This window comes from Persicirhabdus sediminis (assembly GCF_016595495.1).
GTDB lineage: Bacteria > Verrucomicrobiota > Verrucomicrobiia > Verrucomicrobiales > Akkermansiaceae > Persicirhabdus > Persicirhabdus sediminis.
Window position 1 is genome coordinate 90662 of record NZ_JAENIM010000034.1, and the last position, 13071, is coordinate 103732.

Annotated in this window: 7 protein-coding genes; 1 reads left to right on the top strand and 6 read right to left on the bottom strand. The window is 48.6% G+C overall.

Annotated elements, in window-relative coordinates; genetic code table 11:
• Positions 1-5 precede the first annotated feature (5 nt).
• The 4 genes from JIN82_RS17580 to metH all read right to left on the bottom strand — a co-directional run bounded on the left by JIN82_RS17580 (position 6) and on the right by metH (position 9819).
• Positions 6-2831 (bottom strand): FtsX-like permease family protein, encoded by a 2826-nt coding sequence (locus tag JIN82_RS17580; RefSeq protein ID WP_200310874.1) that lies wholly within the window; start codon positions 2829-2831, stop codon positions 6-8.
• Positions 2828-3577 (bottom strand): ABC transporter ATP-binding protein, encoded by a 750-nt coding sequence (locus tag JIN82_RS06745; RefSeq protein WP_200310875.1) that lies wholly within the window; start codon positions 3575-3577, stop codon positions 2828-2830. The genes JIN82_RS17580 and JIN82_RS06745 overlap by 4 nt, the downstream gene beginning before the upstream one ends.
• A gap of 2 nt (positions 3578-3579) precedes the next feature.
• The gene (locus tag JIN82_RS06750) at positions 3580-5610 is read right to left on the bottom strand and encodes a TonB-dependent siderophore receptor (protein ID WP_234041824.1); all 2031 of its coding nucleotides are present in this window, start codon (positions 5608-5610) and stop codon (positions 3580-3582) included.
• A 426-nt stretch (positions 5611-6036) separates the two neighbouring features.
• Entirely contained in the window at positions 6037-9819 is a 3783-nt protein-coding gene (metH, locus tag JIN82_RS06755; protein WP_200310877.1) for a methionine synthase, read from the bottom strand.
• A 262-nt stretch (positions 9820-10081) separates the two neighbouring features.
• On the opposite strand from metH, the gene JIN82_RS06760 reads away from it, so the two are divergent.
• Positions 10082-10465, top strand: coding sequence for a VOC family protein (locus tag JIN82_RS06760; RefSeq protein ID WP_200310878.1), 384 nt, complete (start codon positions 10082-10084; stop codon positions 10463-10465).
• A gap of 408 nt (positions 10466-10873) precedes the next feature.
• On the opposite strand, the gene JIN82_RS06765 is transcribed toward JIN82_RS06760, so the two are convergent.
• Both JIN82_RS06765 and JIN82_RS06770 read right to left on the bottom strand, forming a co-directional pair.
• Positions 10874-12106, bottom strand: a complete 1233-nt coding sequence (locus JIN82_RS06765; protein WP_234041826.1) for a permease — start codon at positions 12104-12106, stop codon at positions 10874-10876.
• 46 nt (positions 12107-12152) lie between these two features.
• A complete protein-coding gene (locus tag JIN82_RS06770) occupies positions 12153-12866 on the bottom strand; it encodes an esterase/lipase family protein (protein WP_200310880.1) in 714 nt (237 codons plus the stop codon).
• Between the last annotated feature and the right edge of the window lie 205 nt (positions 12867-13071).

The window sequence follows — 13071 nt, forward strand, 5'->3', positions numbered from 1 at the left end:
AAAATCTAATGATGTTGTTTCCCTGCTGTAAGTAGCTGAAGCGTAGACCTTCGCGCCATTCCTATCGCTGGAATGATCACCGCTAGTAATGATACCACCACGGCGAGGACAATACCTAACAACAGTTTAGCCCATGGAACTACCAACTCCACAGTGATCCCGCTAAAGATATAAGCATAATGTGCCATCTTTGCACTCGTATAGCCGATATACAAACCAGCTAACAAACCTATCAAACCACCGCTCAATCCAATGATTAATGCTTCAGCTAACACCAACCTTACCTGCTGACTCACCGGCATCCCCAATGATCGCAGTACTCCAAAGGACCATCTGCGGTTCCACACCGAGCTCATGAGCACACTAAAAAGTGCCAGTAAAACTACCTGCAAGAACCAGAGCGGAATGCGGCTCATCTTTGCTATCATCCGGCTTGCGTGGCTATTGGTTTCATCTATCACCTGCCCCAGATCTCCAACCCTGAACCACGGTCTCTCAATGTGATACTTTTTGCCCCCGCGCGGCAATCGATAATTAAATGACGGGTAATTTATTAACTTAGCATCGATTTCTCGATTCAAGCTCATCACCCTATCAGCATAAGCTACTTCAGAAAAATCATCCGTATATTGGCCCCACGCCACATTATAACTAGAATCGAAAGCTAATGGTTTAAATGATTCCGGCCCAACAAAAACCATCGCCATACATCGATTTCCAGCACCGTGCACGTCTCTCATGCCACCCTTTTTAGTTAATAAATGCCACGGCGTTGTATAGATCCCTACCACCGTGAACTCCCTATCCATCGCATTTTTCGCTTTTCCGCCATCAGCTGGCGCGCCCAGCTGCAGTTGATCTCCAAGCTCCAGACCTGACTGCGCAGCGAATGACGCTGGGATCACGCAGGCGTCGCCTGCTAATAATTTCTGCGAAATAGTTTCAGCCTCACCAGTTGATAGACCGAGGTCAAACAATGGTCTTTCCCCAAGAAAAGTCCTCGCTCCGTCAACTGACAGCACTAGTACGTTAGACGCTTTAGATTTCACCATTGCGTTATTTTCAATGGTTCCAGCTAGATCGCTGCCTAGAGTAAACTGACGCATCTGCATCGGCTCGAACTTAGCAAAGTTGTCTATCTTCGCTAGCTCATCCATTGTCTCGGCCGAGACTCCAGTTGGCGAAAAACGTAATACCAAATCAGGACATTGAGCATTAGGTAAAAATGGTTTCAGCATGCTAGCCCCCCAGGTACTAACTGCTGTGTAGGCGCCGATACAGATAGCCACCATCATCGTTAGACTGAGTACGCGCTTGAAACAGCCCTGAAATTCGCCCAGCAATAGCTCAGCGGGGAAACGTAACACTCTAGCAAATGCAGGAATCAGAATAACGGCAAACAGACGCAACAGCGTAGGAGCTAGGCACAGTGCCCCAATCACAAAGCCAGGCAAAGCAATAGTTGTGTAGAGTATCGCTCTGATTGAGAATGTACAGTTAGGTAATAAAGGAACGACTAAAGCCAGAGAAGTACAGGCTAAAGCAATGCCCCCCTTTCTCTTGGAGAGTCTCCCCAATGGCTGTCGTGCCATGGCTGGTAATTTCAACTCTGCTAGATCTGATTTTAACAAACGAAATATCGCCACACACGCTGCTATAGCGGATCCACCTAGACTACACACGAACGCCCAACACACCGCTGGATAGTCTATGCGCAAGCCATCAGGATAAACTAAGGGATCGGCCCAAACTGTCAGCTGCAATAACAAGGCGCCGACAACCAAACCTAACACCCCGCCTAGCAAACCAACGATGAGGCATTCACTAATGACCAAGACCCTAATAAACCTCCGCCTAGCTCCTAGTATCATCAGTGTGAAATACTGTCCTATCCTTTTGCTTATGCCAACGCTGAGACTAACATAAATAATAATCCCTGAAACCATACAAGCCAGCGCAACCACCAAGGGCCTGAGGTCGCGCCCTCGACTCCCCGCAGCCGCCTGCTTGTCCAGCAGCGCCTGTAGGCTCGATTCATTTAGTTCGGCATAACTCTCAGTATGCAAATGACCTAACTCGGCCCTATCAACTCCACGCACAGCGAGTAAGTTTGGAGTTAGTTCGCTTTCCTCGCCCATCAAGCTTCTGGCCGTTTCTTTGACGACGTAGACGTTTCCTTTTTGACCAAACTGACGGGAAATCTCAACGATGCCCACAACGGCTATCAGCTCTCTACCAGCTGGGCCAACTAACTCAATTTCATCGCCAATCTCAACAGCCATACGGTCTGCTTGCTGCCTATCAATGACCACACCAGCAGACTGTCCCTCTTGAGAACTCAGCCAGTGCTCCTCATCTAACTGTGGCGGCGGGTTAAAATGCTCAGGATCAACGGCAAACATCACCGCTCTCAGGCTGGGACCAGTCCACGGCAGATAATGCTGCAGCATCACTTCGTTAGCAAAGGCCATGTCCACCCCATCAATGCCTGACGCCCAGTCTAACTGGCCTTCAGACTGAGATCTTCTTGTTCCCTTCCTCGCTCGCTCTCGGCCTCCCTTAGCTTTGGCTTTAGCCTTGGCCTTAGCTGTATTGACAGGCCCACCTCTACTTTGGTAGGGGTTTTCCGCTGCTAAATAGTAATCATAAGAACCTAATAACTCAGCTGCATAGGCTGTGTTTTGCTCTTCTTTGGTATCCAAGATACCGTGCATCCACACCACCGCAGTGACTGCGATGGCTACGCCTAATACGGCGACAAGGTAGTATAGCTTATTGCTTTTTAATTCAGCCAAAGCTAACATCCACACCACTAAAAATGACTCTTTCACGACGATAACAAACAGCTTTGATAAAAATCATTGAGGCCATCTAAATCATGCCCTTTCGGCTGGTAAACATTGTCGTTTAACTTGCCATCTATCAGCACACGAACAGAGTCGCACCAGCTCGCAGCTATCGGCTCATGAGTCACCATCACCACCGCGCATTCTACGCTAGCACACAAATCTGCTAGAACACTACACAGGCCATCTGCCGCCGCTCGGTCAAGATTACCACTCGGTTCATCAGCCAAGATAATACTTGGTTCAGTAATCAAGGCCCTAGCAATAGCAGCTCTCTGCTGCTCACCTCCACTCAGCTGATCAGGAAAATGCCCAGCTCTATCAGCTAGGCCAAGGCGCTCCAACAGTGAATCAAGCCAATCTGATGGGCATTTTTCTCCACGTAATCTCAAGGGCAGCTGGACATTTTGAGCCAGCGTCAGCATCGGTAATAAATTATACGATTGGAATATATAACCTAGCTGGTGTTGGCGGATTTTTGACAAGAGCTTCTCGTCACTCGTGCAAACATTCTTACCAGAAATAGCTACCGAACCTTTATCAGGACTGTCTATTCCTGCTGCAATGTTCAATAGCGTACTTTTACCTGAACCACTCGGTCCCATGATCGCTACAAACTCGCCTCGCTTTACTGTTAGCGAAACCTCATGTAATACCTCAACTCGCTTAATCCCCTGTCGATAAGATTTACAAACGTCTCTCATCTCCAGACATATCTCTTTCTCACTCATCCTTAAAAACTAGTTCTGATAGCTATTTCGAAATTTCTAGGGTCTCCAGGGAAGGCCTGATAGTAATGCCTATTGGACTCGATATAGCGTTCATTAAATATATTGTTTAACCTGAAAGTAAGCTCTGCCTTATCTGAGCCACCAAACTTACTCAGCGCCATACTCATGGAAGCATCAAAAACATGTGACGCCTTCACGAAGTGATCCTCGCTGATGTACTCAGCTCTGTGCGTAGTGCTGTACTGATCTCGATAGCGATAACTTACACCTAACAGCACATCTTGCAAATAACCCGCTGGGATGCGGTAGGACAATCGTCCGGTAAACGAGTGCGGTGGGTGTCTATCAAAGTGACTCCCCGTACTGAGGTTTCTGTAGTCGTTATAGGCGTAGGCGGCGTACACTGATAGATCGTCACTTATCTCGCCTGTGACAGACAATTCTAACCCCTGTGAACGAACCTCGCCCTCAGTCTCGTAATAATTAGAATCAGGGATCGCCAAAGCAAATCCGCGCTGGTCAATTTGATAAACGGAACCGCTAAACCATAGTGATTCTATTGGAGAATATCTCATGCCTGCTTCGTACTGCACCGCCCTCCAAGAATCGGTTAGTTCTTCATCAACACCTGACATATAACCAAAATTTGGTGATTCAGTGAGTGATATATTGCCAAACAAAATAACTCTATCACTAGCTAGGTAGCTCAAGCCACCACGTGGGCTGAAAGAATTGGCTGTGTTGCCCAAATGACTTTTGTGATAATCGTAGCGTATCCCAGCTAGCGCCCGCCACTTGTTCCAGCTCATGTAATCTTGGACTAAGAAACCTAACCTATCTGTTCGCGTATATTGGTAATCATCTTCGCGCCAGCTCCAGCCTGGATCATACTCGGGCACAGAAGTGAAAAAGCTATAGCCCTTCCTCACCTTGCGGTTGAAATCAGCCTGCATTAAAACCTGATGATCTACATTCCCACTGGAAAGCATCGCATTAGCCCGAGCGTAAATATTATTCTGCTGATAGACAGAATCTCCAGCCTGATGCTCTAATGGTTTCTGGTCATACGAGCCACCCGCATAGGCAGACGAACCCAGGTGTTCAAAGTCTAAGCTAGCGCGTGAGATGCCAGCTCCTAGCTTATACTGCCATCTATCATTAGCATCATATTCGACGTAAGCTTGCAGCGTTAGACCGTGATAACGATCCCGCATGTCCTCTGTGGATAGATTTGAATCCCAATCGAATCCAGGCAGTGGCTTCCCCTGATAGATGGGGATTCCTTGATAGCCCGGCTGGTCGAGATATTGATAACTCATCGACATGCCTAGACGCAAATCATCACGCACGGCGTAGGTGATCGAAGGGGCAAAAAAATACGATTCTCTAGCTGGATAATCACTCGCCCAGAATGATTGCCCTATATCAAAGTTGAATGGCAGACGAATGGCCAATCGATCATCTAGCAGCGAGCGGTTGATATCACCACCTAGCTGGTATCTTTGCATGTCACTGCCAAAGTTTGTTTGCAAATGGTAATCGCTAAAGTTCTCATGCAAACGCGCTGACTTCATTACCAAGTTCACTGACCCGCCTGCGCCATAAGCTCCTAAGGTCGACCCCGCCCCACCTTGAGTAGAGCCAACTGGCCCCTTAGCGAGTTCAACACGTTCCAGCGCACTGGTATCCATAAATGTCCCCATAGGTCCAGCTAGACCTAACGATCCATCTATCGTTGCCTCGCTGCCAGACATGCCGCGAATTGTATACTGACCTGATGTCCTATCCAGAAAGGTCTTCCCGCCCGTGTAAATCCCTGGAACTGTTCTCAGCAGATCGTGCAAATCGTGTGGGTTTGCCTCTTTGATGTAATCATCAGTTAGCACATCAATGGTCACAGGTAGTTCTTCAGGTGGTACATCTAGCAATAGTGCTGTGGAAACTGATTCGACGTGATATTTAGATAAAGGCACCGCCTCAATAACCGTCTCCTCCAGCTCACCCATGGGTTCGGCCTGCGCCAATATAAGCATCGCCCCCAGCATGCCTATCGTACACCTGCGCACGCTTATGGCTGCCAGTTTCCGCCCCCCTAAATTTATCTCTCCAACACACTTCATTATTGCTAAGCCAATTAAGATTAATCAGCTATAGTCAGCCAATAATGACATGAACACCTTTATTTCGTGATCCTAGCATATTGCGCTATACGCATGTTTAGATTTTATAAATTTCTAATTTTCCCGCTAATTCGATCGTTATTACTAATTCGAATTTCACTGACATCTACTCACACAAGCTCATTTCACCCCATACAGCTGTAGCTACTGCCGATGCCACGCTATGCATATGCGGAAGATGTCTCGTATAAAATAATGGGTGGCAGACAATAGGAAACCAGTCCTGTTATCTACCACCCATTGTCAGCAGGCGCGTACGTCTACCTCTCAAAGATTACACTAACTATCAGCCAGCCATGGTCCGAGCCAGCGCTCACATTCTTCGATCTCCATGCCCTTACGAGCTGCGTAGTCTTCTAGCTGATCCCGCTGGATGTCCGTAACCGCAAAGTAGCGGCTCTCCGGATGCGAGAAGTACAGACCACAAACAGCAGATCCAGGGTGCATAGCACAGGACTCCGTGAGCTCCACACCAGTCAGTTTCTCAGCATCTAGCAAATCAAACAATATAGGTTTCTCAGTATGATCTGGCTGGGATGGGTAACCTGGAGCTGGACGGATACCACGGTAGTTTTCATGAATCAGCTGGTCTTTGGTTAGCTCATTCTCAGTTTCATACCCCCACTCACAGCGTGCGCGGTGATGCAGCAGCTCGGCATAGGCTTCGGCAAATCGGTCAGCTAGAGCCTTGATCATGATCGCCTTGTATGGGTCATGTTGTTTGTGCTCCACCTCATCGGCGTATTCATGAGCGCCGTGAATACCAACCACAAATCCACCTAGATAGTCAGGCAAACTATCACTACCAGCCACTCCAGCTGGAGCCACAAAATCAGCTAAGGCGTAATTAGGTTTGCCGCTGGTTTTCTTAAACTGCTGACGTAAGGTGTGGAAACGGGTTTTCTCTTCACTACGAGATTCGTCCGTCCAAACAATAATGTCATCACCGTCGCTGTTAGCTGGATAGAACCCATAAATTCCCTTTGGCTGCAGTCGTCCTTCAGAAATCAAAACCTCTAGCATCTCCTGAGCCTCCGCATACATTGTTTGCGCTTGTTCAGCCGCTTCAGGGTTTCTTGTCTTGAGGATTTTCTTCTCACTATCCCATACGCCACGCAACTCCCAAGTATGGAAAAATGGTGACCAATCGATATATGGCACTAGGTCTCTCAAAGTGATAGAGTCTTCGATACGACCACCAGTGAATGATGGTTTGGCTGCTTCATAGTTAGTCCAGTCTGGAGTAAACTTCAGCTGCTGAGCTTCAGCTAGAGAGATGAATTCATTCTTCGAGCCGCCTTTATACTTATCGCGCAGCTTCTGGTGGCGCGCTTCGTTCTTGGCGACAAAGTCAGCATTCTGATCATCACTGATCAGAGAAGTGGCCACTGGCACTGAGCGCGAAGCATCGAGCACATGGACAATCGTTCCTGAGTAATGAGGCGAAATCTTAATCGCTGTATGAGCCGCTGAAGTCGTAGCGCCACCTATCAGAATAGGTGTCTTTATCCCTTTGCGCTCAGCTTCCTTAGCGACAAATGCCATTTCATCTAGCGATGGAGTAATCAACCCTGATAGACCGATAATTTTGGCTTCGAAGCGCTCAGCAGCTTCGAGGATTTTATCACACGAGCACATCACGCCTAGGTCGATAACTTCAAAACCATTACAGGCTAACACCACTCCAACAATATTTTTGCCAATGTCGTGCACATCGCCTTTCACCGTAGCCATGATCACCTTATCAGTCTTGCTTACCGTTCCAGCGGCCGCTTTCTCCTCCTCCATGAATGGAGTCAGCCAAGCGACCGAACGCTTCATCACACGAGCGGATTTCACCACCTGAGGAAGGAACATTTTACCGTCACCAAAGAGGTCTCCAACAATGCCCATGCCGTCCATCAAAGGACCTTCGATCACATCTAGCGGACGACCTAACTTCAACCGAGCTTCTTCAGTATCCTGATCGATGAACTCGGTAATGCCTTTCAGAATAGCGTGCTCAAGGCGCTTCTCTACACTCACTTCCCGCCAGCTGAGGTCAGCTTCTTTGGCTGCCTTAGTGATGCCGCGGAATTGCTCAGCGTAATCTAGCAGTTCGTCAGTAGCCTCAGGCGATTTGTTCAAAACCACCGCTTCAACGTGCTTGAGCATTTCAGGAGCGATTTCATCATAAACCTCTAACATGCCCGCATTCACAATGCCCATATCCATGCCTTCTTTACCAGCATAGTAGAGGAACACCGCGTGCATCGCTTCACGCACTGGGTTATTGCCACGGAAGGCAAATGAGATATTAGACACACCACCAGAAACTTTAGCTCCAGGCAGGTTCTCTTTAATCCAACGGGTCGCTTTGAAGAAATCAACCGCATAGTTGTTATGCTCATCAATACCCGTGCCAACGGTCAAAATCGCAGGGTCAAAAATGATGTCTTCCTTCTCAAATCCTTCTTCAATGAGAATGTCGTAGGCTCGCTTACAAATTCTAACTTTGTCTTCATAAGTAGCTGCCTGGCCGTCTTCATCAAAGGCCATCACCACAACTGCCGCACCGTAGCGCATCAGCTTGCGTGCCTCTTCACGATATGCCTCTTCGCCACCCTTAAGCGAAATTGAGTTGGCGATTGCCTTACCCTGCAAACACTGTAGTCCGGCCTCAAGGATGCTCCATTTGGATGAATCTACCATGATAGGCACGCGGCAGATGTCTGGTTCAGATCCTATCAGGTTCAAAAACTGCACCATCATCTCCTCACCTTCAATGAGGCCGTCATCAAAACAAATATCTATCACCTCAGCACCATTGTCCACCTGCTGACGGACGATAGCTAGCGCGTCCTCCAGCTTACCTTCTTGCACTAGGCGTTTGAACTTCGGTGAACCCGCAACGTTAGCGCGTTCACCAATCATTAGAAAATTCTTATCTGAAGTGTGGTTATAAGGTTCGAGACCAGATAGACGCAGCATTGGCTCTATCGTTGGCAACTTACGTGGCGTGATGCCATTCACCCCATCAGCAATCGCCGCAATATGCTCAGGAGTCGTTCCACAGCAGCCACCCACGATGTTCAAGAAGCCGCTCTGCGCGTAGTCCTGCATGAAGTCATGCATATGGTGAGGCTCTTGATCAAACCCGGTTTCTGATAGTGGGTTAGGCAGGCCAGCATTGGCGTAGATAGAAATATAACATGGCGCCACGCGTGATAGCTCTTGCGCGAACGGTCGCATCGCATCCGCTCCCAGCGCACAGTTGATACCTACAGAAAATGGTTTGGTGTGAGAAATTGAATTCCAAAAAGCCTCTACAGTCTGGCCTGATAGAGTCCGGCCAGCGTTATCCGTAATGGTCATTGAGATCATCACTGGCAGGCGGTTAGGAGTCGTCTCAAATACTTCTTCAATCGCCGCCAGCGCCGCCTTAGCATTCAGAGTATCAAAAATGGTCTCTACTAACAACAAGTCCACACCACCTTCAATCAAAGTCTCAACCTGTTGTTTGTAGGCAAACTTCAGCTGAGAGTAGCTCACTTGGCGGAAACCAGGATCATTAACATCTGGTGATAGAGACGCCGTGACCGGCATCGGGCCAATCGCTCCAGCTACATAGCGAGGGCGACCAGTTTCAGCAGCCACCTCGTCACACACCTTTCGCGCCAGCTGCGCACCAATAAAGTTCACATCGTGGACAACCTCTTGGATAAATTCGTTATCAATCGTCTCTTGAAAATACTCCTGCCCTTTGCGCTCGCCCTCAGGAAGGTCCGGCATGAAATAATCATTCTGTCCAATAGTCGTCGCCGAGAAGGTATTGGTCTCAATGATATCCGCCTGACCAATGGTCAAAAATCGTCGGTGAATATCCTCAATGATCTCAGGTTTAGTCAGCAATAACATTTCGTTATTGTTAACCAAATCCTTCTCGTTGTCCTTAAATCTCTCGCCACGATAATCCGCCTCAGTCGGCTTAAATCGCTGCACATTCGTGCCCATCGCTCCGTCGAGAATCACTATTCTCTCCGCCAGCAAGGCCTTTAATTCTTCAGTACAATCAGGACGCATGCCGTCGACGTAACCGACACAAAGCCGCTTGGCAAGCCCCAATCCAGACCACCCATCAATAAATCATGATTTGTTGATGGGTGGCTAAATTCCGTTTCATCACCCGGAATTATCATCGCATCCGTCTATCAAGCCCCAACCGCACCACAGGCATCTTAAGTAAGCATGAATCCAAGCGCCCTAAACACCTGCTCAGCCAATGATGATTCACCTCACCCCAGACTTCACATTTCCGCTGCCATAGTCTAAGTTTCAGCCAGCTATGAAAATCGAACATTTTGCCATTCAAGTTGCTGATTCAAAAGAACTCGCTATCTGGTACGAAAAACACCTCGGCATGACCACCAAGCGCTCAGGTCCAGCTCCAGCTGATGCCCGCTTCATTGCCGACTCTAGCGGAACCGTCATGATTGAGGTTTATAACAACCCAGCTGCCAGCACACCTAACTACTCAGAAATGCACCCCCTGCTCGTCCACCTCGCCTTTGTCTCCGAAGACGTGCAGGCAGATAAAACCAGACTGATTGCAGCTGGCTGCACTGAGTTCAGCGACGACGTCACGCCTGACGGTGACAAGCTCGTCATGCTGCGCGACCCATGGGGCATCGCCCTGCAGCTTTGCCAACGCAAAGACCCGATGATTTAATGGGATAGTTTTCAGTTAGTAGTTTTCAGTGTGCAGAAAATAATGCTCTGCACACCACTACTAACTTGGGTTCTGACCGCCCCATAATAAAGAATCTGCAGTCACAAAGAATCTGGCCTGAAAGCCAATCAGAACGCAGCTCGGACACCTGAGCTGAAGGTGCTCTGGAACAAAACCAGGACACTTGAACTGAAAGTCAATCAGAGCAAAACCCAGACACCTGCACGGCTGCCCTATAAGCACCCAGCTCGCAAAATTGGGCTGAAAGCCCGTCAGAACAAAGCTCGGGGCTTCAGCCCCGAGAAATACCCCCGTCTAACGCACCCTGAAAGGGTGCTAAAATAGCAGCTAGCCAGTTGGGACTATCTGCAAAAACACCTAGCTGGCGACCGATTTGATCAAGAACTGCTATAAGTTTCCATCATCACCTAACTCATAACCAAGCTCAGCTAGAGCTTGACGAAGTTTTTGTTTATCCAGCTGGATGCCAGTAATCGTCAACTTATTGTTAGCTGGATCTCCTACTACCGAGCTGGCTAGTTTCTCCTCCACTAGCTTAGCGCGGATTTTACTCACACACCCTTGGCAGCCCATGCCATCAACATCGAGCTCGATGGATTCATCTCCTTTAGCTAGTAGGCCAGCCAGCCAAGTTTTTGCGTCGCGTAGCGCAAATAATAACAAAAACCCAACAAAGGCCACAGCTCCAGCTAGAACCAGCCAGCTAGATGATTCTCCGTGGTGGTGGCCAATATGCTCGGGCATTTTCACCTGAATCACCGAGGCAAATAAGACCGCACAAATCACACTGCCAACGCTAACCGACAAGAGGTAGACCACTGTGAATAGGCGTCCAAAACTTTTATAAATCAGACCGATAGTCGCAATGTTAGTCGCGGGACCAGCGATAAGAAAAACAATCGCCACCGCTGGTGACATGCCCTTGGCGACCAATGCCGCCGCTATCGGAACCGAGCTCGTTGCGCAAACATACAGCGGAATAGAGAGAAAAAGAGCCGCGATAGATCCCATCAATGGATCAGCAAACAGGCTATTGCCAAGAAATTCCTCGCTGACAAAGGTAGCGATCAGAGCTGCAGCAATCAGGCCCACAAACATCCACCGCCAGAGGTTATAAAACAGATCATTGATGGCAAAATCGTAGAGCTCTTTCAGACTAACACTGGATCGCTCCACTGGCTGAGCGGATTCAATTTCCCCCGCAGCTGCAGGTTTTGACTTCGCCAGCACATGGTGCAAACAGCCAGCAAAAATGCCGATCACAAAGGCGCTAGCTAATTTAAAAAAGGCAAATGGCCAGGAGAGAAATGACGCACTAACCATCAGCGAATCTACACCAGTCTGCGGCGTACTAACAAGAAATGATAGGCAGCTGCTTTTACTCGCCCCCTTTTTTTTAAGAGCCAACACAGTAGGCACCACACCGCAGGAACAAAGCGGCATCGGCACACCAATAAATGCCGCCTTCACCACATTGGCAAACGAGCTCTTGCCCAGCCAGCGCTGAAACAATCCAGCTGGCACAAACAAATGCATCAGCCCAGCAATCAAGAGCCCCAACAGGAACCACACCCCCAGCGCCTCACAGATCGCCCATAGATTTTGCAAAAATACCATCATCGCGTCGGCCAAAGTCTACACGAAGATGCCCTGCCCGCCACCGAAATTAATCAGCTGTATCGTCGGCAAATTTTCCCGTCTTCAGAAAGCGCGCTGTTAGCTCGATAGCATCGTCATTTTTCATGATCATCGGATGGGTGGAGTGGATCACTACATGATCGCTCATGCCCTCTACCTTGGTGCGCTCTACGGAAACTTTGCCATCGTCGTCACCATCTATCATCATGCTATTGATGCCATTGATAGATCGATCACCAGCAATTACACCCAGCTGGAATTTCACCGCTCCTAGCTGGTTAGGCACGCTGCTCTCCGCCGTCGATAGCTGCTGGCCAGCTGGACCATTGAGCTTCTTAAATGCCTTCCAGTCGCCAATTTTATCCACCACCTCACTGCCTTGGTTAGGTGGCGCTAACATCACCACGCGACCCAGCTGAGGAAGTTTATTATTGGCCAAATAATGCCTTACCATGATACCGCCCATCGAGTGGGTGACAAAGTGAACTTTATCTGCCTGCTGCTCATTGCATTCTAGCAGCACTGCCGAGATCACCTCCTCGCTCAACTCGCTAATCTCAGCGGTGCGCGATTCATAGTCAACATTATGCACGGTATATCCCAGCTCACTTAGCTGCTCATTCATCTTTTCCATCGACTTGCTAGAACGACACAAACCGTGCAGCAATACTACATGCTCAGCAGCTGTGGTCACCGCCAGTCCAGCCAGCGCTAGAGTCGTCTGAAAAAGAATCCGTTTCATCACCCGTTCAGCATAAACCCCTCCAGCCAGCTGAGAAGAAAAAAAATCTCCTGCTAGCAACTTCTCATTGAACTAACAATCATTCTGTCGGGATCATAACCACAGCAAGTAAACTTGCTGCTCGCGTTTGTCATCAGAACAGGAGCTGAGCAGGGTCAGGCTGATCGCCGTGGATAGGAAAATACCGCCCACAGGCTTGCTAAAG